Raw genomic sequence first — 24,890 nt, forward strand, 5'->3', positions numbered from 1 at the left:
ACTTAAAACTTCATTCCAAACCCAAATGAAAATCGCATACCATCTTCTCCATTAAACAGGTTAAACGTAGCCGAAACAGTTTCGGCAGCTGCCACCCAAAAACCACCACCATAATCATTATGCCATTTGTTGGAATGATCACCTCTCAACCAAACACGTCCTACATCACCACCTCCAAACACACCTATTTGTAATGGTGCAAATCCGGTTTTAAACGAATTGAAACTGTAACGTAAATCGGCGCTACCTATAAACGAATTACGTCCGGTAAAACGTTGTGTACGATACCCTCTAAATCCATTTTCACCCCCAATATTCGCAGCCTGATAAAATATTAAATCATCACCAAATCGTAACTGAGTTCGAGCATCAGTTTTTAACACCCATCTTTTATTTACCGATAAGGCATTGTAAAACCCTAAATTCGAATTGATATAACCGTAAGTAAACGTCGATTCTTTAAGCTCGGTTTTTCCACCAACTTCGGTTAAAAAGGTCATCCCGCGTGATGGGTTTAACTTTTTATCGAAACTGTTATAGCTATAATTTATTTCGGCACCAGCAAAAAAACGGCGCTCATAAAAATCAAGATTAATTAACGGTTCAAATTCTGAAATAAATCGATTCGGGGTATCTTGAATTTCAATTCCTTCAAACATTAATTTTGCACCAAAGGCACTTCCGTAATTTGTAGTCTTAGATAGTCCTATATCAAATCCATAAATTCCTGTTTTTACACGATTGTAATCTAAACCTAAATTATCATCATTATTTTCAGTTTCGTTTCCATAACCAAAGAAATTATTGGTAAAATTTTCACTGGCAAAAACACCACCTAAAACTAAATTCCATTCACCTAAAACATTAGCAAACTCACCGTTATAACGTATATCATAACCGTTGGTTGCGAAATAATACCCGCCATTAAAACGATGCTGTGTTGAAAACGGATTACGCTTAAAACCTTTGGTTGTTCGGGTAAAAGATACTCCTAACTTCATCCCATCATCAGGATTATAACCTATACCTGGAGCAATAAAATTAGTTCGGGTTATGCCTTTTTCGTAATCGAACAAATTCAATGTATAGATATCTGTTAAATTAATTCCACCTCCTTTATTTTCCTCGACCGTATTCTTTTTACTCTTGTAGTCGTAAACTTTAATACCCTTACCGTTTTTTATAATATAAGTGTCATTGTTTTGCCCTCCTATTAATCGAGTAAAAATAGGATGTTTTCCTTCTCCAGAAACCTCAAAAATATCTTTATCATCTAAACCATAAACCCAAAGTTCTTTAGTAATGTTTTTATCGAAAATTCTGTCCACTAAAACATCTGCCTTTTTCCCTTTTTTGATTCGTGATATGACAACTCTGGTCTTATAATCATCTACACGCAGTACCTCGATATAATCATCTTTGTCCGTGGCTGTGATAATCGCTAATTCGTTTAAATAAGCATAGTAACGACTGGCAATATCCTTAAGATTACCAAGCCTGCCGGTTAACTTTTGTTTTATATCCTGAAGCTGTTTATTTTTAACGGCATCTGGCACATTTTTAAAGGCACTTTCTATAACGTCATCGGTTATATTTTTTTGAAGAAATTCAGCTTGTTTTAACCACAAATCTTCTTTTGCATTCTGAATTAATACGCGATCTAATTTTACACCTGCATTATTAATCCATTTAATATCTTTTAGGTCGGCATCGTAAACCTGAAGCTGCTTTACCGGGTTACTAATTTTTTTAAGCAATGTTAACAAACCGCCATCGAAATTTGAAAATGCTTGGTCACGATCTCTTGGAATTGGCCGATACAGTTTATCTCCATTTTCCTGATTGAATTGTGCCCACCTCCACTGATCCTGATGCCTGTCCCAATCGCCAATAAGCATATCAAACAATCGTGCTCTTATGTATGCCTCTTCATCTATTTTATACTTTTCATCCTTTCTTATTTTGGCAATAATATCATGTGAACTTTCAATATCATCGGCATATCCAAAATTCTTCTTATACGCCTGGTTTTCTTCCGGACGTTCTTCAATCATATACAATTCATCACCATATTCGTCATTGAAATCTCCTAAATATTTATGCTTCGGAATGTAATAAAGTTGAGGGGTGGTATGATATACTTTTGCTGCTTTTGACAGTTCCGGAATAATCTCGAAAGCATAGGGATGAGCTGCTGTGTAAAAATCAAGAATCAACTCTTCAACTTCGGTCTGCTTAAAATCGTTTTCTATATAAATATCCTTAAATAATACCGCCTGAAGATACTGCGTTGCACTTTTTCGAAGTGCTCTCATATTAAACTGACGACCATCTTTAGTTTGTAATCGTAAAGATCGTGTTTGATGACCACCGCCTTTTCTAACAATTTCCAATCCGCCATAAAGCGTATCTAATGTCGCTACCCGGGCTTTGATCTTCGTGCTATATAAATCACGATAATGATCACCCCAGAACGTTTTGAACGATTGAGAACGGTCGGTTTCTTCATCACTGTAAACAGAAACTTCCAACGTTTGCAGGAAGTGCTCTTCTAAATCAGACACATCAAACGGCTGATACGGTTTGTAGACTTCCTTTTGATATAATAATTTAGGTTCTCCGTTATTGGACGCATAAAACAACACCCGCGAACTTCCATCTTTAAAAACCTTATAAACCGCAAACCCTTGCTTCCCATAGGAGAACAAACCATCTTCTCCTAACGCGGCATAAGATTCTTTAGAACCTGCTCCGGAAATAATCTGCTTCACGCCTTCATGTTCTATATACTGCAAGGTGTGTTCATGCCCTGAAACAAACACGATATTTCCATTATTTATAGACATGGTTTCTATGCGTTGCATCAATTCATTATACCGCTTATTATAACGATCTTGTGGAGAAACCCCGCCTTGCGCACGTAATTGCACCGCTAACGATGCTAAACCAGGAAGCGGAATAGGCTTCTGCATTGGAAACAAATGTTTTGCAGCACCAAACTCGCCACCATGTGCGCCATTTGTAAACATTGGGTGGTGCATGGCAATTACCACAGTTTTACCTTGTGCCTTTTTAATTTCTCCTTCTAATTCATCAAAAAAACGTTCCTCGGTTTTTATCTCACAATCGTCGTTTATTGTTGGATTTTTATTCCAATTCTCTAAATACCATTGCGTATCTACAATAACCAATTGTACCTTATCACTAACATCGACACTTTCAATTGGACAACCATTTTCCGGTAAAAAAGTGTTTTTCCCTAGTTCTTTTTCAATAAACTTTTCTTCTTCCTTTAATCCAACCAGTCGATTCGCATACCAATCGTGATTGCCAGGAATGAAAATAGTTTTGCCTTCAAAGCCTTCTACCGCTTGAATTTGCACTTTTAAACTTTGCTCGGCTTCGGCTCTTCCTTTTTTGCCTTTTTTAGGCATACCTGCAGGATAAATATTATCACCTAAAAACAAGACAAAGTCATTTTTAGTTTCCCTATTTTTTATAAAATTCTGAAATGCTTTAATACCTTCTGAAGCTTCATTATTATACACCAAACCTCCATCACCAATCAAATAAAACGTTGCTTCAACTTCTTTATCAGGAAAATCGACCTTCGTGGAGATTTCATTTTTATATTGCGCTTTTTTAGTTGCACAAGCCGTTAAAATGATGAAACTCACTAAAACTGAAATGGTTTGAAAGTATAACTTCATTAGGGTTATTTTTAAACTATAAAGGTACTAATTTGAGTTACGCTACGTTATAAAAACAAGTTACTTTAAAGATAAACAAACTTCCTAAACTTATCTCCCTTAACATTAATGACCAAAAAGATTGTTTTTAATGAAATTTTCAAATCTCGATTATAGATTAAAATACTGTCTCTTTTAGTTAAATTTAGTAATTTGTACCCGTGTAATCCCAATAGTTTATGTCGCAATTAATAGAAAACACAGAATCGTTTGTTTTTAATTTGTTTAAGTCGCAATTAGACCAAACTTTTTTATACCACAACCTTACACATACAGAGCGTGTCTTAAGAAGCCTACGAGAAATTATCGAGAACTCAGACATCAGCAAAGAAGATGCTGAAATGCTTCAGTTAGCAGCTCTACTTCACGATACAGGCTATATTAATTCCAGAGAAAATCATGAGGAAGAAAGTGTAAAAATTGCTACTGAATTTTTAACAGACAAAGAAGTAGACCAAACCACTATTGCCGCCATTAATAACTGTATTCTGGCTACTAAATTTGAAGGATCACCAACTACCGAATTAGAAAAAATTATTCGCGATGCCGACTCGTCACACTTTGGGAAACCTTATTTTGATGAGGCCAGCGAGTTTTTAAGAAAAGAACTGGAAATTCAGGGTGTAAAGAATTATTCGGCTTCGGAATGGTTAGATGAAAACATAAAAGTACTAACCAAAAAACACGAATTTTATACTGATTATGCCTTAAAACATTGGCAAAAACAGAAAGAAGATAATCTTGCTAAACTGATTAAGCGAAAGAAAAAACTAAAAGAGCAATTAAACAAAGAAAAACTCAAAGCAAAGTATAAGGCTCAATACAAGAGCGAAAGCCCGGAACGTGGCATTCAAACCTTTTATCGCGTTGCTTTAAGAAATCACATAAAACTTAGTGATATTGCCGATACCAAAGCTAATATTCTGCTTTCGGTAAATGCCATTATCATTTCGTTGGTTTTATCTAACCTATTTTCAAAATTAGATAATCCTAGTAATGCCTTTTTAATTATACCAACCGCTATTTTTACCACGTCTAGTGTCATTTCTATGGTTTTATCCATCATTGCTACGAGACCAAACGTAACACGCGGAGAGTTTACAAAAGAAGATGTGGCTAATAAAAATGTGAACCTGACCTTCTTTGGTAATTTTCATAAAATGGAACTAAACGAGTTTGAATGGGCGATTAGCGAACTTCTAAAAGACAAAGACTACGTTTATTCATCACTTACTAAAGACTTATATTTTTTAGGAAAAGTACTGGACCGCAAATACCGTATTTTACGCATTACCTATTCTTGCTTTATGATTGGTATTATCGTATCGGTATTAGCTTTCGCTATCTCGTTTAAATTAATGAATTAAAGTAAATATTGTTTCGCTAGGCCTTGATGGTTTTCATTAAATCTTCGTAAGTATAAAAGTCTTTGGCATTTTCCTGATGTTGGTAAAGAATACTAACACGAATAGCCTTTACCCCTGTAACACCTTGTAAATCCTCAAGCTCAACAATTTCAACATCATCATTGAGTAACTTTTTATGCTGCAAGAATTTAATATATTCTAAATATTCTACTTCATCTTCCTTTTGAGAGTAGATGATGGTTATTTTTCCTTTTTCTGTAACGCGTTGCCCGGTTCCTTTTATAACCGCTTTATCTACGCGTTTCTTAACCACTTCATAACGCGCATTGTAAGTTCCATCAACATCAAACTGCTTCTCATCCATTCTGAAGCTAATAGTTAATGGCTGATTAAAGACCAAAATCATGGAAGCGACATCCAGTGACACAGGATACACATGACGATTCTGATAGTATTCGTTCTCCATCTCGCACATAACCTGTAACTGCCACAACCTTAAATTGTAAAGATAAATTGTATTAAAGCTTTCCTCTTTGGTTATAGCCTCACCAATATACATGTTGTGCTCTACCCCGTCTGTTTTAAAACGTTCGAAATAATGCGGATACATTTTTTGGGCATCCTTCTGTTTCTCATCCAAAACAGAAGCCATGTTTTTATTAATCAGTGCTATGGTTTTATCGAAATCTTTTCGGTAATGATATACCACATTTAAATTCGGATCTACCTTACTAAAATAATCTTGTATGGCTTCGCGATATGCTTCCTTTTTCACCATAAAAAACTTAAACAACGGTTCTATTTCCTGCTTAAAGAAATTAGCTATTTGTTGTTCGCTATCTACCTTAAAATCTTCTTGCAGCAAGTTTCTGTAGCTATCAATTTGATATTTCAACTGTTCGTAAATCGGTAAGGTTTCATCTTCAAGCACGTCATGAATAATACGATTCACCAAAGTTAATTGCAACTCCAAATCTCTTTTTGTCGCCAGATTTCTCACTTCAGAAGATCCTTTTACATCAATTTGACCGAACAGCGGATAGACATTTTCAAAACTGATTTTACTGAATATAGCATTACTACCAACATCCTGTTTATCTTTTAAAAACTGACGTGCAGCATTTTCAAATTTCCAGGACACACTGGAATGGATTGAAGTACATTCCTGCTGAATAACGGCTTCGATTAAGTTTTCATATTCACGTTTAGAACGTTTTACCGCCGACAGAATAAACGGCATAACATCCACCAATTTATTGGCATTAACGCTATTTAAAATTTTAGGTGTTTTCGATACAATCTCTAAAATCCCCAACAACTCATTTTTATCTGAAATTGGCGCAAAAATTGCACTCTTAATCCCCTGTTCTTTTAAAATTCTGAACTGCGCAACCTTACCTTCTGACATTTTAAAATACTTATCAACATCAGAAATGGAATAAGATGTATTTTTATTGATTAACGATTTATAAGAAGCCTCACATAATATAGTTTTACATGGCGATTCTTCAACATCTTTCAACAAGAAACTTTGTACACCTTGTTCATGTACACAATCGAAACTATCTTCTGTTTTGTTGTAAATTGAAAAACCAACCTGTAAATCCTTAATACCAAATAAAGATTGAAATATGGTTTGAAAATCTGCCATATTATCTTTGCTCTGAACTTTATTTTCGGATATAAACGTCGATTTCATATTTGATATGGACTGATCGTCTGTTATATCAAACATATTTGAAATCACAAAACCTCTAAACAAGTAGCTTTTTGGTGGAAATTTAGTTTTCCACAATTCAATATTATTGAAATTATCTATTAATTCATTGAAATCTTCCTGAGTAATTTTAGGTGCATGCTCGGTTGGTAGGATTTCAATAAAATCGGCATTGTACGCTATTTTATAATAACGCATTACACCTTGAGCATCCGGTATTTCATATAAAATAGGACGCTTAAAATTAAGATTATATCCGTAACACGCATTTAAGATGACTGCACAGGACATGATATAAATGTCATCTTCCGGCATGCTTTTCATTTTCAACTGAAAACCTTCACCTGCTTCTTCAATTAATTTTCTGAATCGGTTCGACGCATTAAATACTACGTCTTTAAAAGGCATAGACGCCGTTTTAATTTCGTTATTACTTAACACTTCGCTAAACGAATCCTGTAAAATCAGCTTTATTTCCTTCTTATAAGTTTCAAAATAAGTAAGATCACTAAAGCCTTCTCTTAAAATAGGATGTGGCTTTTGCACCTCTAAGACTTTACGAGCCTTAGATGCAATAAAATCGTCATCACTTGTTGATAAGCGCTCATAATGTTCAATAAGTTTATTAAAACTTATTCTTAAATCGAACGGCGACGGTGTATTTTCGTTGATATCTATCATAGCTTTTACAGATGCTGCAAAGTTACAAATTAAGAACTACAGGATAACATGGAACACCCAACTTTATGTCGCGCCCATTCCGGACGTTTAGCAAACCATTTTTCCTTATTTGGCTGCTCGGCATAAGGTTGTTTTAACAGTTGAAATAATTCATCAATTAACGAATAATTTCCATTATCGGCGGCATCAATAGCTAATTGTGCCATATAATTACGAAGCACATATTTAGGGTTAACCGAATTCATTTTTTCTTTTCGACTTTCGTCTGAAATGCTTTCCTGCTGTAATCGGTCTGCATAACGCTGAAACCACGCCTGCCATTTGTTAATCACTTCTCCCGTTAATTCTTCTGCCTTGTAAAAAGCACCCTCTACTATTTGGGTGCCTTCTAAATAATTTTCCTTTTTAAACTGACTTAGGTTTCTAAAGAAAATGGTCATATCGGTTTCTATTAACAACAGGTTGTCTTCAAGATCCTGAATCAAGGATTTATCGAAAACATCTTCGGTTTCTAAACCAAGTTTACTACGCATCATTTCGAAAGATTTCTTATCAAAATCTATTTTATAAGCATCTAAAATAGCTTCTAACGGCTCAGCTTCTTCAATCAACGGATAAAGTGCGTTTGCCAACTTAAAGAGATTCCAAAGCCCAATATTTGGCTGATTGCCGTAACGGTAGCGTTTATGTTCTCTGTCGGTGGTATTTGGTGTCCAGCCGTAATCGAAACCTTCCAACCAACCGTATGGTCCGTAATCTATGGTTAATCCTAAAATAGACATATTATCAGTATTCATCACCCCATGCACAAAACCAACACGTTGCCAGTGAATAATCATATCTAAGGTACGATTGCTGACTTCTTTAAAGAATTTAAGGTAGGTTTCCCTACTTGGTTTGCCTAATTCGGGATAATGCTCTTTTATTGTAAAATCAACCAGGTTTTTTAAATTTTCAACATCTTGACGAGCAGCAAAAATTTCGAAGTTCCCAAAACGTAAAAAGCTTGGTGCTACGCGCGTAACGATTGCTCCTTTTTCGTAAGCGGCATTGCCATTATACAACATATCACGTAATACCTGATCACCAGATAAGGCTAACGTTAACGCTCGTGTTGTTGGCACACCCAAATAATGCATAGCTTCACTACACAAATACTCACGAATGGACGAACGCAACACTGCCAAACCGTCGGCTGTTCTTGAATACGGCGTTTCGCCAGCGCCTTTTAGCTGTACGGCCCAACGTTGATTATTATGATTAACCTCAAATAAATTTATTGCTCGTCCATCGCCTAATTGACCTGCCCAATTCCCAAACTGATGCCCGCCGTAACACATGGCGTAAGGCTTAGTATTTTCATACACTTCATTTCCAGTGAATACTTTTAAAAAGGTATCACTTTCGCTATCTTCTTTCGACAATCCTAACTGCTCCAACATGGCTTCAGACACATGAAGCAACTCTGGTTTTGCGGTTTGTTTGGGAATTACAAACGAATAGCAAGCCTTTTCTACCTGACGCCTCGTATTTTCTTTTACAGCATCGGCAGGTAAGCTATCTATGAATGTATTATCGATATTTAGGTTCATTTTTATTTTAATTTTTCGGCATGCATTTTTCTAAGCTTTGCCAATTTAGGTGTGATTACTGCCGCACAATACATTTGTTCTTTATTATTTGCGTAATAATCTTGATGATAATCTTCAGCTTCATAAAAGATGCCTAACGGACTAATTTCTGTCACAATAGGATTGTCGTAATACTGAGCTATTTCTTCTACCACAACCTCGGCAACATCTTTCTGAAAGTCGTTGTGATAATAAATTACAGAACGGTATTGTGTTCCTACATCGGCACCTTGTCTGTTTAATGTTGTTGGATCGTGACTCGTCATGAAAACAAGTAACAAATCTTCAAACGATACTACATTGGCATCATACGTAATTTGAACAACTTCGGCATGACCAGTTAACCCTGAACACACTTCTCGATACGTTGGTTTACCTGGTGCTGTTCCGCCTGTATAACCCGAAACCATTTTTTCAATACCTCTTATTTCATTAAAAACAGCTTCGACACACCAAAAGCAGCCACCACCCACAGTCATTAATTGTAATGTTTTTTCTTCCATTAATTTTCTTCTTCCACAGTTTGTAATGTTAGTGATTCTGAGTTCACACAATAGCGCAATCCACTTGGTTCTGGTCCGTCAGGGAACACATGACCTAAATGCGAATCGCAGGTATTACACATAATTTCTACTCGAACCATACCAAAGGACACATCCTTTTCATATTTGACAGCATTTGTTTTTATGGGTTGCGTAAAACTTGGCCAACCTGTCCCTGAACTGAATTTTATGGTAGAATCAAATAAGGGCGTATCGCAACATACACAATTGTATTTTCCTTCTTCGTATGAAGAACATAAAGCTCCAGCATGCGGTGCTTCGGTTCCTTTTTCTCTGGTAATTCTATATTGTTCTGGGGTTAATTGTTCTTTCCATTGTTCCTCAGTTTTTTCAATTCGAGTATCTGGTTTAGGATTACCATTAACTGTAAAATTTATAATGTCTTTCCAAGTCAACATAGGCTTGATATCTTTCTTTTATATTAATTTTCGTCAAAGTTAAAGAATAGTCGACAGAACATTGGTTTCCTTTCAACTATTCGCTATTTACAATTTAATGATAAATACAGATATTCTCTCCCAAGAGCATGTTAAACTCTATATAACGAAAAAACCACCGAGAGTAAGCTCTCAGTGGTTTTTTAAGATTAATTAAAGAATTCAGATAAAACTAAAATCCTTTGTTTATTGCGTAAGCTGCATCATTCCAACGCAACTCTTGTTTAAATCTGTATAAATCGGTTTTCTCGTCGATTAATAAGAATTCGATATCCATAATATCTGCATAATCTTCTAAAGATTCAGCAGAGATATTCTGGCTATAACATGTATGGTGTGCACCACCAGCGTGAATCCAAGCAGCAGCAGCTGTTTGTAAATCTGGCTTAGCATCCCACAATACGCGAGCAACCGGTAAGTGAGGCATATCGTTTTCAATTTCTACAGCCTCTACTTTATTTACTAACATTCTGAAACGGTTACCCATATCTACAACAGACGCATTTAAAGCTTTACCTGCTCCACTGTTAAATACTAAACGTACAGGATCTTCTTTTCCTCCAATTCCTAATGGGTGAATTTCGCAAGACACATCACCTTTAGCAATTGTAGGACAGATCTCTAACATATGAGACCCTAAACACGTTGAGTTATCCGGATCGAAATGGTATGTATAATCTTCCATGAAACTGTTACCTCCTTCAAGACCAGCACCCATAACTTTCATTGTACGTACTAAAGCAGATGTTTTCCAGTCACCTTCGCCACCAAAACCGTAACCGCTTGCCATTAAACGCTGGGTTGCGATACCTGGTAATTGTTTCATACCGTGTAAATCTTCGAATGTATCAGTAAATGCAGAATACCCTCCATTTTCTAAGAAGGCACGCATTCCTAATTCGATTTTAGCTGCGTCTCTTAAAGACTGACGCATAGATCCATCAGCTTTAATTTTTTGAGCCATCACATAAGTATCGTCGTACTCTTGTACTAAACGGTCTACCTGTGCATCGGTAATTTGATCCACAAAATCAACTAAGTCACCAATTCCGTAACCATTAACTTCATATCCAAATTTAATTTGTGCAGATACTTTGTTTCCATCGGTTACAGCTACCTGACGCATGTTATCTCCAAAACGAGCGACTTTCATTCGACGGCTATCTGCTACAGCATTAGCAACACGACACCAGTCTGCTACTTGTTTGATAACTTTTTCATTTTTCCAGTGACCTACAACCACTTTACGGTTTTTACGTAAACGCGATACTAAGAATCCGAACTCACGACCACCGTGTGCCGATTGGTTTAGGTTCATGAAATCCATATCGATAGTTCCCCAAGGAATATCCCTGTTGAACTGCGTATGTAAGTGTAAAAATGGTTTTTGTAAAGCCGTTAAACCAGCAATCCACATTTTTGCCGGAGAGAACGTGTGCATCCAAGTAATAATACCAATACAGTTATCATCGTTATTTGCAGCTTTGCAAATTGCGTGAATCTCATCTGCCGTCTTAACTGTTGGCTTGAAAACTACATTTACCGGAATCTCAGAACTTTCTGTGTAGGCATTTGCAATTTCTTTTGAATGTTCGGCAACCTGTTTTAAGGTCTCAGGTCCGTAAAGGTGTTGACTACCTGTTACAAACCAAACTTCACCTTGTTTAAAATTAATCATTATTTATAAAAAATAGTTTTTGTTAATTATTATGATAAATAAATATAAAGTGCCACCACAGCCGCAACAACAGCGAAACCAACTGGTTTTAAATATTGCCAAGGTGTGATATCCACTTGTTTTGTATACTCTTGATTGTAGTCTGTTTCTCTTGGAACAAAAGAACTCACTACATACATGATGATTACGGTTAACACAAACAGAATACCCATTAAGTGTAAGAAACTAATATCTGGTTTAATAACATATAACGTTGTTAAATATGTTACTACACTGAATACAATAGATATGTTTGCTGCTTTTCCCGACACACGCTTAGAAAAGATTCCAACTAAAATGATCGCTAAAATCGGCACACTATGCGTTCCATTTAACTCTTGTAAATACGTGAAGATTCCTCCTTCAACGCCATATAATAATGGTGCAATCGCCATAGAGAATAACGCCAGCACGATACCAAAAGTTTTACCTGCTTTTACCACTTGCTTTTCAGATGCATCGTGATTGATATATTCTTTGTAGAAATCTAAACCGAATAACGTTACTGAACTATTTAAGGCACTATTAAATGAACTTAAAATCGCTCCAAAAAGCACTGCAGCAAAGAACCCTATAAAGGCAACTGGCAATACTGCTTTTACAACCATTGGATACGCTTCATCGGCATTAGCTAAATCTCCATTGAATAAATAGAATGCAATAATACCAGGAAGTACTACGATGAATGGCCCTAAGATTTTAATGAATGCTGCTAACAATAATCCTTTCTGACCTTCTTTTAAGTTTTTAGCACCTAAGGCTCTTTGAATGATAGCCTGGTTGGTTCCCCAATAGTAGAAATTTACGATTAACATCCCCGTAAATAGGGTTGCAAAAGGCACATCTGAATCTGGTCCACCAATAATATCAAACTTCTCAGGTAAAGTTGTAGTTAAAGTTTTTAATCCTTGAAAAACGTTTCCATCACCAATTTTCATTAAACCGAAGATTGGGATTAAAGACCCTCCAACAATTAAACCTACTGCGTTAATAGAATCGGATACTGCTACCGCTTTCAATCCACCAAAAATCGCATAGATACTACCAATAATACCTATAGCCCAAACCGTAACCCATAAGGCCGGTTCTGGCTCCATTCCAATCATTTCAGGAATATCAAACATGGTGTTTATCGCTAATGCTCCAGAGTACAATACGGTTGGAAGCATCGAAATTGCATATCCTAATAAGAATAATAATGAGACAATTGTTTTTGTACTTTTACCATAACGGTTCTCTAAAAACTGAGGAATGGTTGCAATACCACTTTTAAGGTATTTAGGTAATAAAACAAATGCGGTAAACACCATAGCAATTGCTGCTACAACTTCGTAAGCCATAATTGGAATACCATCTCTAAACGATACACCATTCATTCCCACAATTTGTTCTGTTGATAAGTTGGTAAGCAATAAAGACCCTGCAATTACAGGCCCAGTAAGACTTCTACCTCCTAAGAAATACCCATCAGATGAATTCTCATCTGTTTTTCTTGTTGACCACCATGCAATTACGGCAACCAGCAAAGTAAAAGCGACAAAAGATAAAATACTCATAATAGTTTATTTAGTTTTAGTTATTAGAAATTATTACTGCCATTAGCACCCTTGACCATAATAAGCATCTTTTCCGTGTTTACGTTCAAAATGCTTTTTCTTTAAGGCATCTTTTAAAATAGCTGCATTTGGGTTAATTTGTAAGGTCAAGTAGGCCATTCTGGCTACTTCCTCACAAACGGCACTATTATACACTGCTTTCGCAGCTGTAGCTCCCCAAGTAAACGGCGCGTGATTTCCAACTAATATCATTCCTACTTCGTTGTAATCTAATTTACGTTCGTTAATACAATCTATTATTTGATACCCGGTCATGTGCTCATAATCACCCGCAATATACTCATCTTTCATTGGCGGAGCACAAGGAATATCAGAAATTAGATGATCGGCATGAGTGGTTCCAAAAATTGGAATATCCTTTATGGCTTGCGCCCAAGCTGTACCGTAAGTTGAATGCGTATGAACAACACCTCCAACTTTATCCCACTCTTTATATAAAACCGCATGTGTTTTTGTATCTGATGACGGACGCATAGACCCTTCTACAATCTTAGCATCGAAATCACAAATAACCATATCTTCAGGTTTTAATTCTGAATATGGCACACCACTTGGCTTAATAGCAAACACCCCTTTATCGCGATCTACAGCACTTGCATTACCAAAAGTAAACAATACCAGACCTAACTCAGGCAATTGCATATTTGCTTCGTAAGCTTCTTCTTTTAATGATTTATAACTACTCATAATCTTATTTTTTCATAATGTGATCTTCCATAGCAACACAAAGTTCACTATAGTCGTTATATACTTTTTTATAAGCCTCTACATTATCTTTGATTGGCTCATATACTTTTTCAAACGGACTTGCCATAGCATCCATAGCTACTTCCGTATTGGCGTGAACTCCTGCTGCAACAGCTCCAAATACTGAAGCCCCTAAAGCGCAAGCCTGCTCAGATTTAGCCACTTTAATTGGCGCATCTAAAACATCGGCCATAATTTGCATCACTAAATCTGATTTTTTAGAAATTCCTCCAATGGCAATAACGCCATTGATAGCGATACCTTCTTCAACAAAACGATCAGCGATTTTTTTAGCTCCGAAACAAGATGCTTCTACTAATGCTCTGAATACTTTTGGAGATGTACTTCCCAAATTAATTCCTGAAATGACACCTTTTAAATTCTGATTCGCATCTGGTGTTCTTCTACCATTCATCCAGTCTAAAGCTAACTCCCCAGAAGCACCAATTGGTTCTTTAGCCGCAGCTTCACTTAGTTTTGGTAAAATATTCCCTAAAGCTTCTTCCACTAATTGTGATTTAACCTCTTCTGAAATTAAATTCGTTCCGCCGATAAGTTCTTTAATTGGCCATCCAATTAAACGCTCGTACCATGCATAAATATCTCCAAAAGCTGACTGACCAGCTTCAAGGCCTAACATACCAGGAATTACAGAACCATTTACTTGTCCGCAAATACCTTTTACTAAATGCTCTTCTTCTTGCATTGGCGTCACCACGATATCACAGGTTGAAGTCCCCATCACTTTTGTTAAGTGGTAAGGCTCAATATTAACCCCAACTGCTCCCATATGACAATCGAAAGCACCAACAGCAACTTCAACATTTGCAGGTAAACCTAAACGTGTTGCCCATTCCTCTGAAAGTGTTCCAACTGACACATCAGAGGTGTATGTTTCTTTGAATAATCTATTGGTTAATCCATCTAAAACGGGATCTAAAGCCACAAAGAAATCATTTGGAGGCAATCCACCAAAAGACTCATGCCATAATGCTTTATGACCAGCAGCACAACGGCTACGTTTCATTTGAGTAATATCGTTTCCTCCGGTTAATAAAAACGGCACCCAGTCGCAGTGTTCTACCCATGAGTAGGCTGCTTCGTGAACGGCTTTATCGGCTCTTGAAACGTGTAATATTTTAGACCAGAACCACTCTGAAGAATAAATTCCTCCTTCGTACTTAGAGTAATCAATATCCCACTTTGCACAAAGGGCATTAATTTCGTCTGCTTCTTTAATTCCTGTATGATCTTTCCAAAGAACGAACATCGCATTTGGATTTTCCTTGAAACCTTCTAACAATGCTAATGGTGTTCCTGTTTTATCAACAGCTACCGGCGTAGACCCTGTAGTATCTACTCCAATCCCTACAATGTTACTAACAACTTCTTCACTAACCTGAGATACTACCGATGTAATGGTAGCCTCTATACCTTCAACATAATCTAAAGGGTGTTGTCTAAATTGACTTTCCGATGGAACGCAATATTTCCCTTTTTTCCATCGCGCATAATAATGAACAGCAGTAGCCAATTCTTCTCCGGTAGCGGTGTTAACAATTAACGCTCTAACCGAATCTGACCCGAAGTCCATTCCTATGGTGTATTTTACATTATTCATAATATGAATATAACAATTTTAGTTTTTATTCTTTTTTAAAGAAAGAACATTGCAATATAACATTTATTTTAAAAGTGTAACACACACACTTTTAAAAATTTAGCCAAAAAAAATAACTTTAAAAAAGTTATTTTTTTCTTGTGTTATAAATTGAAATTCAATTCTTTGTTATAAAGTTCTTCGTCAAATCTATAGAAATAGGCACCTTTTCTGGATTCAGACATGTCTTTTTCTTCCAATCTAACTAAGTAATTCATCTGTGATACTTTCCTTCTGAAGTTTCGTTTATCAAGAGACTCGCTTAAAATACCTTCATACAACATTTGTAATTGCGGTAAAGTAAACTTAGCTGGTAATAAATTAAACGCTATCGGGAAATTTCTAACACGACGTCTTAAACGTCGAATTGCGGATCCTACCATTTCGCTGTGATCGAAAATAAGTTCTGGCAAATCTTCAATAGGGAACCATTTGGCATCGTATTTACCTACACGTTCCTCATTATACTCTGATTTTAGAATCATTGCACTATAGGTAGTAGAAACTACACGCCCTGAAGAATCCCTATCGGCCTTACCAAAGGTTCTTACCTGTTCCATATATATATTCTCTAATCCAGATAAATCATACAGAACACGATTTGCAGCATCGTCGATATCTTCGTCGTTACCAACAAAACCACCAATTAAAGACCATTTACCTTTTTCGGGTTCAAAACCACGATGTACCAGAAGTAACTCTAGCCTGTTATTATTGAACCCGAAAATGATACAATCTACAGCTAGCTTAATTTGTTGTTTTTGTTCCAATTTCTTATTCACAACAAATTAGTCTACTGTTATTGGTTTCCTTTTTTGTAATCAGCTAAGAACTTCGCTAAACCGATATCTGTTAAAGGATGTTTTAATAATCCAGTAATTGACGATAAAGGTCCTGTCATCACATCACTACCAATTTTAGCACAGTCGATAACGTGCATTGTGTGACGGATTGACGCCGCTAAGATTTGTGTTTCGAAACCGTAGTTATCGTAAATCTGTCTGATTTCAGCGATTAGGTTTAATCCATCAGTAGAGATATCATCTAAACGCCCTAAGAACGGAGATACATAAGTTGCTCCCGCCTTAGCTGCTAATAATGCTTGTCCAGCAGAGAATACTAATGTTACGTTTGTTCTGATGCCTTTATCTGAAAAATATTTACATGCTTTAATACCATCAGCAATTAAAGGTAATTTAACCACGATTTGTGGGTGAAGTGCAGCTAAAGCCTCTCCTTCTTTTACCATACCTTCAAAATCTGTTGAAATTACCTCGGCACTAACATCACCTTCAACGATATCACATATCTTTTGGTAGTGTGCTAAAATATTTGCCTCACCAGTAATTCCTTCCTTCGCCATTAAAGATGGGTTTGTAGTTACACCATCTAATACCCCCAACGCCTGTGCTTCTGCAATTTCGTCTAGGTTTGCTGTATCAATAAAAAACTTCATTTTATATCCTATTTTTATTAGTTGTTATATGCTTTTAAATACTCTAAAACCTGCTGGCTTACCTGTGGACCAGTAAATCCGAATTTCTCATCAAGAACACCTGCTGGCGCAGAATATCCGAAGTGATCTAATCCGAATACTTTACCAGCATCACCAACTAAACCTTCTAAGTTTACTGGCAATCCAGCTGTTAAACCAAATAATGGTTTACCTGCAGGAATCACACTGTTTTGGTATTCTTTAGACTGAAGTCTGAATACACCTTCTGAAATTACTGAAGCAATATTCACTTTTAATCCGTTTTCGTTTTCTAAGATCTCGGCAGCAGCTACTAAAGTTGATACTTCCGATCCGTTAGCGATTAATACTACGTCTGGATTTTCAACTTCTTTCACTAAATAACCACCTTTTTCGGCAGCTAAAGCTTCGTTATATCTTGAACCTTGTGCAGGAACATCTTTAATATTTTGTCTCGATAAGATTAAACCTGAAGGTGTTGATGTATTTTCTAAAGCCATTTTCCAAGCTACCGAGGTCTCAGCAGCATCAGCAGGACGTAACGCAAGGAAACTTGGTTTTCCACTGTGGTTTTTAAGCTTTTCTAATAAACGAATCTGAGCTTCCTGCTCGATTGGTTGGTGTGTTGGCCCATCTTCTCCTACACGGAAAGCATCGTGCGTCCAAACATACTTAACCGGTAATTCCTGAATACCACTTAAACGAATGGCTGGCTTCATGTAATCTGAGAATACGAAGAAGGTAGCCACCACAGGAATAATACCTCCGTGTAATGCGATACCGTTAGCGATAGACGCCATAGTTAACTCGGCAACACCCGCTTGTAAGAATCCACCAGAGAAATCTCCTTTTTTAAGTGCGTGAGATTTCTTTAAGAAACCATCTGTTTTATCTGAATTTGATAAATCGGCAGAAGACACGATCATGTTTTCAACGTTTTCAGCTAAGTAACCTAAAACTGCAGATGAAGCTGCTCTAGTTGCAACTCCTGCTTTTTGCTCTATTGCAGAGAAATCTAATTCTGGTAACTGACCAGATAAGAAGAAATCTAATTTTTCAGCTAATGCAGGGTTTGCAGATTTCCAAGCCTCGATTTCAGCTTTTTTCTCTGCAGCCTGAGCTGTTTTTTGAGCAAGAATATCTTTGTAGAATGCTTCAACTTCCGGATAAATATCAAACGGATTTTCAGTATCTGCACCTAAGTTTTCCATAGTTTTAGCGTAATCTGCACCAGTGTGTCCGATTGGCTGACCGTGTAATTCACAGTGCCCTTCAAACATACTACCATCGGCAGCTACACAACCTTTACCCATAATCGTTTTACCGATAATTAAGGTTGGTTTTTCAGTTTCAGCGTTAGCATCTTGTAATGCTTTACGAATTTCGTCGTGGTTATGACCGTCGATTGTTACAACTTTCCATCCCCAAGCTTCATATTTCATTGCAGTATCTTCAGTTGTAACCTCATCAGTAGATGTTGATAACTGAATATCGTTAGAATCGAAGAACATAATGAAGTTACTTAATCCTAAGTGACCTGCAATACGACCAGCACCTTGAGAAATCTCTTCCTGAATACCACCATCTGAAATAAATCCGTAGATTTTGTGGTTCATCCAGTCTCCAAATCGTGCCTGTAAAAATTTAGCAGCGATTGCAGCTCCAACTCCCATAGTATGTCCCTGACCTAGTGGTCCAGACGTATTTTCAATACCTCTTTTAACATCTACCTCTGGGTGACCTGGAGTGATAGAACCCCATTGTCTAAAATTAGCTACATCATCCTTTTCATAATTCCCTAAAAGATAATACTGAGCGTACATTAATGTAGATAAGTGCCCTGCATCCATGAAAAAGCGGTCTCTAAACGGCCACTCCATGTCGGTTGGATCGAAGTTAAAGAACTCTGAATAAAGGATGTGCATAAAATCTGCACCTCCCATTGGTCCTCCAGGGTGTCCTGAATTTGCCTTTTCTACCATCGCTACAGCCAATGCTCTGATATTATCTGCTGCCTGCTGATCTAATTTTTTGTTCATTTTAATTTAGTTAATTTAATAGTCAACGTCTTAGTTTGTTGAACGCATTTAAAATAATTGTGCAAAAATAAAAAAACATTTTACCTAATGCCTATTTTAAACGCATTAGAATTTGATATTCACAAATATATAACATTTATTTATAAGTGTACAAAAAACACTTGTAAATTTTTGACTAGTTTTTAAAAAAACTAAATTTTTGTTTGAAAGTTATTAAATAAAGGAATCTGCTAAAGCTTGAAAATACTATCTAGAAGCATCCATTTTTCTCCAGATTTAGCCATTGGTAACTCTTGTTGAAACTTCCACATAAAATTTTCCCATTCCTGAACTTTAGGGTTATTTGTATCCATTTCAGCCTTCTTATCGAAAGAAAACTCATTGTTCACTTCCATAATCATGAATAATCTATTTCCAATATTATAGATTTCCATGTCTTCTATACCCGCTGCCTTAATACTTTCTATAATCTCAGGCCAAACATTTTTGTGAAGTTCTATGTATTCGGCAATTAATTCAGGACTATCTTTAAGGTCGCAGGCCAAAGCGTATCGTTTTGTTTTCATCTTTTAAAAATTCTTTTTGTAAACCATAACCCCATAATACCCAATAATAAGAAAACATGAAGCCGGTAAAATGAACGAAAAATTAACTTCTGGTACGCCTAAAATTTTAATATCGGTGTAACCCACGCCACCCATATCTAAAATTAAGCCCTGTAAAGTTGGCATTAATGCCCCTCCAACAATGGCCATAACTAAAAACGCTGCACCAAATTTAGCGTCTTCACCTTGTCCTTCAAGTGCAATACCATAAATGGTTGGAAACATAATAGACATAAAAAACGAAATACCAACTAAAGCGTAAAGCCCAACCATACCTGGAACGAAAATGGTAGTTAGCGTACAAATTAACGCACCAATAGAAAAGTAAAACAATAGTCTACCGCTATTAATATATTTCAGAAGAGCCGTACCAACCCATCTACCAGATAAAAAGATAACCAAGGCACTTATTCCGTAAGTTACTGCTGATTGATTATCGATACCGATAGACTCTGCATATTGGTACAAATAGGTCCAACACATAATTTGTGCACCTACATAAAATGCCTGAGCAACAACTCCCCAAACAAATTTCTTAGACGAAAATAAACGTTTTATAGAACCTATAACTGACACTTTTGTTTCCTGCTCTTGGTTTTGTGGCATTTTCATCATTGCTATTAAAATAAAGAACCCAATAACAACAACACCTAATAATACATACGGATTACGAATCACCTGCAAATCGGCAGTTCTAATTACCGACTTTGCCGCTTCATCCAAAGTTTCAAATACCGAAGTTCCATCGGCATTTAAATCATCAGATTGCAAAGACCCTAAAATAAACTTTTGAGCCACTATTAATCCGCCTAAAGCTCCCATAGGATTAAAGGCCTGAGCCAGATTTAATCGTTGTGTTGCAGTGGCTTCATCCCCCATAGACAGAATGTATGGGTTCGCTGTAGTTTCTAAAAAAGCTAATCCGAAAGTTAAAATATATAAAGCAGCTAAAAAGAATCCAAATGCTTCAAAAGCCGCAGCCGGATAAAACAATAAAGCCCCAATAGCATACAATGCCAATCCTAATAAAACACCTTTTTTATACGAATATTTATTTACGAAAATAGCTGCAGGAAGTGCCATAGTAAAGTACCCGCCATAAAATGCCATTTGCACCAGCGAAGCCTGAAAATTATCGAGTTCTAACACTTTTTTAAATGCAGAAACCATAGGATTTGTAATATCGTTTGCAAATCCCCAAAGGGCAAATAATGAAGTAATTAATATAAAAGGAACGATAACGGATTTCGCTACCACTGGTACTTTAGCCATAATGTCTTATTTAGGTTTGTTGAATTTTAATTATTCGGTTAACAACGATCGGTCTAAGTGAACATAACCACCATCAACAAAAATGAATTGCCCTGTGGTGTGTGAAGATCTGTCTGAAATAGTAAACAAACAAGTATCTGCAATTTCTTCTGGGGTTGTCATACGGTTTTCTAGAGGAATCTTTTTAACGATAGACTCTAATTTTTCCTCGCCATTTTCTAATGTCTTAATCCAATTATCGTAAGCTGGAGTCCAACTTTCGGCTATTATAATCGCATTTACACGAATACCTTCTTTAATTAAATCGACAGCCCACTCGCGCGTTAAACCAAGTACACCTCCTTTTGAAGCCGCGTAACCTGATGTTCCGCCTTGACCCGTCATACCAACTTTAGAACCTATATTTAGTATATTTCCCTTTGAAGCTTTAATGTATGGCAAGCAATACTTAGTCATCGCAAAAAAGCTTACTAAATTCAATTTAAGCGACCACATAAAATCGTCGATTGAGGCATCTAAACCTGCCCCATCATTGACACCCACGTTGTTAATTAAAGCATCAATACGACCATACTTTTCAGCAATGGTTTTTACCGCCGCTTCAATTTGAACAGGATCGGTTAAATCGGTTTTTATAAAAATAGAATCAACTCCTTTTTCCTGTAATTCCTTTTCATAACCAAAACCACGATCGTTTCTACAAACAATCACAGGAATAGCGCCTTCATCAGCTAAACGCTGAACAATTGTTTCTCCAATGCTCCCTTTAATTCCGGCAGCACCAGTTACCACAACTACTTTATCTTTTAAATGTAAATCCATATCTTATAGTTTATAAAATTTCATCGCATTAGCCCCCATAATTTGCTGTTGCTCTTCGGCGCTTAATGTAGAAATAAAATTCGTTGTTAATTCTTTTACTTTCGCATAGTTTCCTGCGACCAGACACACTGGCCAGTCGGAACCAAACATAATGCGATTAGAACCAAAAGCTTCTAACACCAATTCCATATACGGGTGAATTTGCTCCGGTGTCCAGGTATTATAATCGGCTTCCGTAATCATTCCAGAAAGCTTACAATATACATTGTCGTACTTTGCTATTTCCTTCATTAAAACCGCCCAGCCTTCGTAAAAACCATCTTTAACATAAGGTTTCGCAATATGATCAATTACAAAATTCATATTAGGAAAACGCTTTACAAACTCTAAAGCAGCACCTAATTGATGAGGAAAAATTAAAATATCGTAGGTGTAATTGTTTTTCTCTAACACTTCGATACCTCGTAAGAAATTAGGGCGTAACAAAAAGTTATGATCGGGCTCGCCCTGAACCACGTGCCTAAAGCCTTTCAATTTATCAGCTTCACTATATTTTTCTAGTGTCGCTTCTAAATTATCAGCTCTTAAATCTACCCAACCTACAACACCTTTAATGAAGTTATTGTCTTGGGCAAGTTGTAAAAGAAAATCGGTTTCTTCAAGGGTTTGATCGGCCTGAACCGCTACACACCCATCAACACCATTGTCCTGATAAACAGACTGTAAATCGGAAGGCATAAAGTCCTTGCGAATTACAGCCATGTTATCATCAATCCATGCATGTTTTACGGGCTCGTATTTCCAAAAATGTTGATGACTATCTATTATCATTTTCCTGGGTAAGCGATAACGTTTTGTTTAGACAGGCCTAAACCTTCAATACCTAACTCCATAACATCACCAGGCTTTAAGTATACTGGAGGTGTTAACCCTAAGCCTACACCAAATGGTGTTCCTGTTGAAATGACATCTCCAGGTAATAAGGTCATAAACTGACTGATATAGCTAATCGATTCCTGAATGTTGAAAATGAAATCTGAAGTGGAACTATCCTGCATCATTTCTCCGTTTAACTTTAACCATAAATGTAAGTTATTCGGATCTTCAATTTCGTCTTTCGTTGCCATGAATGGACCTAGAGGTGCGAATGTATCACAACCTTTTCCTTTACACCATTGCCCTTCTTTTTCAATCTGGAAAGCTCGCTCACTCACATCGTTATGCAATACATAACCGGCAACATGATCCATAACTTCGTCTTGAGAAATATAAGAGGCTTTTTTACCTATAACCACAGCTAACTCCACTTCCCAGTCAGATTTTTCACTTCCTTTTGGAATGATAACATCATCATTAGGACCAACAATAGCTGTTGTTGATTTAAAGAATAATACAGGCTCATTTGGAATCTTCATACCTGCTTCAGCCGCGTGTTTTGCGTAATTTAACCCGATACAAACTAACTTTGAAGGACGGCAGATTGGAGATCCTAATCTAACATCATCTCCAACTACTTCACAATTTGACTGATTAATTTTTAACCATTCCTCTAAACGTTCTAATCCGTTAGTTTCAAAAAAACGTTCTGTATAATCTTCAGCGAAAGCTGATACATCTATTTTTGTTCCGTCTGGTAATTGAACTCCTGGTTTTTCATTACCAGCTTCTCCAAATCGTATTAATTTCATCTTTTATAGTTTATTAGTTCTTTTACTTTTTAAATATTTTTTTTAAATCTCATCTATCGGTATAAAAATACTAAAAGATTCATCGCCTTGTTTTACAGCTAACCCTAAAACTTTAGGACTACCGTTTTCCTGATAAATAAATGGTCGTTCTAATCGTCCCGGAATTAATAAGGAGCCATCTGCCTGTTTTACTTTTTTTGCCATCAGCTCATAATTTATTGCTTTCTCCCAATGAATTCCATCTGCCGAGGTTACCATCCCTATAAAACCTTCAGCATGAAAAACTCCATAGAAGCGGTCTCTAATTTCATCATACCACATAGACATATCTTCGGTATCAATATAATCGATAACAGGTTTTTCCTGAATTTCAAAAGGTCCTGTAGGTGATTTAGAAATAGCCATAGCCTGGTTTCTAATAAAACGCTTTTCGTTAGGCTTATCGCCTTTAACAATCAAATAATAATTATCATCCTTTCCCTTAGTTATCGCCGGATTTACCGTTAGGGTTGTTATAGGTCCTGATGGTTCTATTAATGGTTTATCGAAACGTTTCCATGGACCATTAACAGAATTTGACACTGCAACACCCACACGCTGATTGGGTCTTAATATTTTCCAGTTAGGGTGACTGTAACCTGTATGCGCCGTTTCTATCAATTCCTCTTCCGTAAATGTTTTGTCTCCTAAATTAGTTCCCACATAATACAGATAATATTTCCCGTTAAAATATTTAATTTTAGGGTTGTGTGCTGTAATCGCATCCCATCGATTCTCGCGAGGCCCCTGTAAAGCTGTTTCCACATAAGCCCATGGTCCTGCAGGGTTGTCTGAAACGGCATGTGCTATTTCAGAATGGGTTAGCCATCCATAAAATCCGTAGTCCTTTTTCCAACGGGAATAAAACATATGATACTTACCATCGTCCCCTTTTAAAATGGATGTCCCCCAATTATAGTAGCCTTCAGTTTTAAAAACATTATCAGCTGTAATGGGTTTTAAATAGTCTGTTAAACTTAAATCGTCTGAGATGTTTTGTGCACCTATCAACGTGTAAGCAAAAGCAACTATTACAATGATAAAAGGACGAATCTGTTTAAGCATC

General features: G+C 36.6%; 19 protein-coding genes. 1 reads left to right on the top strand and 18 read right to left on the bottom strand.

The genetic code is table 11. The features are described 5' to 3' along the window. Nucleotides 1-2: 2 nt before the first annotated feature. Nucleotides 3-3,710 carry a metallophosphoesterase gene (locus RBH94_RS03260; protein ID WP_307882341.1) on the bottom strand — a complete coding sequence of 1,236 codons (3,708 nt, stop codon included), beginning with the start codon at nucleotides 3,708-3,710 and terminating at the stop codon, nucleotides 3-5. A gap of 218 nt (nucleotides 3,711-3,928) precedes the next feature. Between RBH94_RS03260 and RBH94_RS03265 the strand changes: the two genes are divergently transcribed. Then, complete coding sequence (locus tag RBH94_RS03265; RefSeq protein ID WP_307882342.1) at nucleotides 3,929-5,116, top strand: Pycsar system effector family protein; 1,188 nt, start codon at nucleotides 3,929-3,931, stop codon at nucleotides 5,114-5,116. A 16-nt stretch (nucleotides 5,117-5,132) separates the two neighbouring features. On the opposite strand, the gene RBH94_RS03270 is transcribed toward RBH94_RS03265, so the two are convergent. From RBH94_RS03270 to RBH94_RS03350, 17 genes are all read right to left on the bottom strand, one after another. Then, entirely contained in the window at nucleotides 5,133-7,514 is a 2,382-nt protein-coding gene (locus RBH94_RS03270) for a GAF domain-containing protein (protein ID WP_307882343.1), read from the bottom strand. Nucleotides 7,515-7,543: 29 nt separating this feature from the next. Then, nucleotides 7,544-9,106 carry a YdiU family protein gene (locus RBH94_RS03275; protein ID WP_307882344.1) on the bottom strand — a complete coding sequence of 521 codons (1,563 nt, stop codon included), beginning with the start codon at nucleotides 9,104-9,106 and terminating at the stop codon, nucleotides 7,544-7,546. 2 nt (nucleotides 9,107-9,108) lie between these two features. After that, nucleotides 9,109-9,648, bottom strand: a complete 540-nt coding sequence (gene msrA / locus RBH94_RS03280) for a peptide-methionine (S)-S-oxide reductase MsrA (RefSeq protein WP_307882345.1) — start codon at nucleotides 9,646-9,648, stop codon at nucleotides 9,109-9,111. Then, nucleotides 9,648-10,106 (bottom strand): peptide-methionine (R)-S-oxide reductase MsrB, encoded by a 459-nt coding sequence (msrB, locus tag RBH94_RS03285; protein ID WP_307882346.1) that lies wholly within the window; start codon nucleotides 10,104-10,106, stop codon nucleotides 9,648-9,650. Before msrB ends, msrA begins: the two co-directional genes overlap by 1 nt. Nucleotides 10,107-10,317: 211 nt before the next feature. Further along, on the bottom strand, nucleotides 10,318-11,823 hold the full coding sequence (gene araA / locus RBH94_RS03290; RefSeq protein WP_307882347.1) for an L-arabinose isomerase: 1,506 nt from the start codon (nucleotides 11,821-11,823) through the stop codon (nucleotides 10,318-10,320). Nucleotides 11,824-11,852: 29 nt separating this feature from the next. Further along, entirely contained in the window at nucleotides 11,853-13,418 is a 1,566-nt protein-coding gene (locus tag RBH94_RS03295; RefSeq protein WP_307882348.1) for a solute:sodium symporter family transporter, read from the bottom strand. Nucleotides 13,419-13,460: 42 nt separating this feature from the next. Then, nucleotides 13,461-14,168, bottom strand: a complete 708-nt coding sequence (locus RBH94_RS03300) for an L-ribulose-5-phosphate 4-epimerase (RefSeq protein WP_307883132.1) — start codon at nucleotides 14,166-14,168, stop codon at nucleotides 13,461-13,463. A 1-nt stretch (nucleotide 14,169) separates the two neighbouring features. Next, complete coding sequence (locus tag RBH94_RS03305) at nucleotides 14,170-15,846, bottom strand: ribulokinase (RefSeq protein WP_307882349.1); 1,677 nt, start codon at nucleotides 15,844-15,846, stop codon at nucleotides 14,170-14,172. A gap of 143 nt (nucleotides 15,847-15,989) precedes the next feature. Beyond that, nucleotides 15,990-16,667: an NUDIX domain-containing protein gene (locus RBH94_RS03310; RefSeq protein WP_188223081.1), complete on the bottom strand. Its 678-nt coding sequence runs from the start codon at nucleotides 16,665-16,667 to the stop codon at nucleotides 15,990-15,992. Between the two features lie 17 nt (nucleotides 16,668-16,684). Continuing rightward, on the bottom strand, nucleotides 16,685-17,341 hold the full coding sequence (fsa, locus tag RBH94_RS03315; protein ID WP_188223080.1) for a fructose-6-phosphate aldolase: 657 nt from the start codon (nucleotides 17,339-17,341) through the stop codon (nucleotides 16,685-16,687). A 17-nt stretch (nucleotides 17,342-17,358) separates the two neighbouring features. Beyond that, nucleotides 17,359-19,398 carry a transketolase gene (locus tag RBH94_RS03320; RefSeq protein ID WP_307882350.1) on the bottom strand — a complete coding sequence of 680 codons (2,040 nt, stop codon included), beginning with the start codon at nucleotides 19,396-19,398 and terminating at the stop codon, nucleotides 17,359-17,361. A gap of 230 nt (nucleotides 19,399-19,628) precedes the next feature. Then, on the bottom strand, nucleotides 19,629-19,964 hold the full coding sequence (locus tag RBH94_RS03325; protein WP_307882351.1) for an L-rhamnose mutarotase: 336 nt from the start codon (nucleotides 19,962-19,964) through the stop codon (nucleotides 19,629-19,631). A gap of 3 nt (nucleotides 19,965-19,967) precedes the next feature. After that, nucleotides 19,968-21,275, bottom strand: a complete 1,308-nt coding sequence (gene fucP / locus RBH94_RS03330) for an L-fucose:H+ symporter permease (protein ID WP_307882352.1) — start codon at nucleotides 21,273-21,275, stop codon at nucleotides 19,968-19,970. A 30-nt stretch (nucleotides 21,276-21,305) separates the two neighbouring features. Next, nucleotides 21,306-22,097, bottom strand: a complete 792-nt coding sequence (locus RBH94_RS03335) for an SDR family oxidoreductase (RefSeq protein WP_307882353.1) — start codon at nucleotides 22,095-22,097, stop codon at nucleotides 21,306-21,308. 3 nt (nucleotides 22,098-22,100) lie between these two features. Then, nucleotides 22,101-22,928 (bottom strand): amidohydrolase, encoded by an 828-nt coding sequence (locus RBH94_RS03340; protein ID WP_307882354.1) that lies wholly within the window; start codon nucleotides 22,926-22,928, stop codon nucleotides 22,101-22,103. Continuing rightward, nucleotides 22,925-23,785 (bottom strand): fumarylacetoacetate hydrolase family protein, encoded by an 861-nt coding sequence (locus tag RBH94_RS03345; protein ID WP_307882355.1) that lies wholly within the window; start codon nucleotides 23,783-23,785, stop codon nucleotides 22,925-22,927. Before RBH94_RS03345 ends, RBH94_RS03340 begins: the two co-directional genes overlap by 4 nt. A 42-nt stretch (nucleotides 23,786-23,827) precedes the next feature. Continuing rightward, on the bottom strand, nucleotides 23,828-24,889 hold the full coding sequence (locus RBH94_RS03350; RefSeq protein WP_307882356.1) for a glycoside hydrolase family protein: 1,062 nt from the start codon (nucleotides 24,887-24,889) through the stop codon (nucleotides 23,828-23,830). Between the last annotated feature and the right edge of the window lies 1 nt (nucleotide 24,890).

It is taken from the genome of Aestuariibaculum sp. YM273 (assembly GCF_030908365.1).
Classification (GTDB): Bacteria; Bacteroidota; Bacteroidia; order Flavobacteriales; family Flavobacteriaceae; genus Aestuariibaculum; species Aestuariibaculum marinum.

Excerpts from the sequence above, each read along its gene's own strand:
- msrA (WP_307882345.1), bottom strand. The coding sequence starts at position 9,648 with ATGGAAGAAAAAACATTACAATTAATGACTGTGGGTGGTGGCTGCTTT.
- araA (WP_307882347.1), bottom strand. The coding sequence starts at position 11,823 with ATGATTAATTTTAAACAAGGTGAAGTTTGGTTTGTAACAGGTAGTCAA.
- RBH94_RS03320 (WP_307882350.1), bottom strand. The coding sequence starts at position 19,398 with ATGAACAAAAAATTAGATCAGCAGGCAGCAGATAATATCAGAGCATTG.
- RBH94_RS03325 (WP_307882351.1), bottom strand. The coding sequence starts at position 19,964 with ATGAAAACAAAACGATACGCTTTGGCCTGCGACCTTAAAGATAGTCCT.
- RBH94_RS03350 (WP_307882356.1), bottom strand. The coding sequence starts at position 24,889 with ATGCTTAAACAGATTCGTCCTTTTATCATTGTAATAGTTGCTTTTGCT.
- RBH94_RS03270 (WP_307882343.1), bottom strand. The coding sequence starts at position 7,514 with ATGATAGATATCAACGAAAATACACCGTCGCCGTTCGATTTAAGAATA.
- RBH94_RS03260 (WP_307882341.1), bottom strand. The coding sequence starts at position 3,710 with ATGAAGTTATACTTTCAAACCATTTCAGTTTTAGTGAGTTTCATCATT.
- RBH94_RS03305 (WP_307882349.1), bottom strand. The coding sequence starts at position 15,846 with ATGAATAATGTAAAATACACCATAGGAATGGACTTCGGGTCAGATTCG.
- msrB (WP_307882346.1), bottom strand. The coding sequence starts at position 10,106 with ATGTTGACTTGGAAAGACATTATAAATTTTACAGTTAATGGTAATCCT.
- fucP (WP_307882352.1), bottom strand. The coding sequence starts at position 21,275 with ATGGCTAAAGTACCAGTGGTAGCGAAATCCGTTATCGTTCCTTTTATA.
- fsa (WP_188223080.1), bottom strand. The coding sequence starts at position 17,341 with ATGAAGTTTTTTATTGATACAGCAAACCTAGACGAAATTGCAGAAGCA.
- RBH94_RS03340 (WP_307882354.1), bottom strand. The coding sequence starts at position 22,928 with ATGATAATAGATAGTCATCAACATTTTTGGAAATACGAGCCCGTAAAA.
- RBH94_RS03295 (WP_307882348.1), bottom strand. The coding sequence starts at position 13,418 with ATGAGTATTTTATCTTTTGTCGCTTTTACTTTGCTGGTTGCCGTAATT.
- RBH94_RS03265 (WP_307882342.1), top strand. The coding sequence starts at position 3,929 with ATGTCGCAATTAATAGAAAACACAGAATCGTTTGTTTTTAATTTGTTT.
- RBH94_RS03345 (WP_307882355.1), bottom strand. The coding sequence starts at position 23,785 with ATGAAATTAATACGATTTGGAGAAGCTGGTAATGAAAAACCAGGAGTT.
- RBH94_RS03335 (WP_307882353.1), bottom strand. The coding sequence starts at position 22,097 with ATGGATTTACATTTAAAAGATAAAGTAGTTGTGGTAACTGGTGCTGCC.
- RBH94_RS03275 (WP_307882344.1), bottom strand. The coding sequence starts at position 9,106 with ATGAACCTAAATATCGATAATACATTCATAGATAGCTTACCTGCCGAT.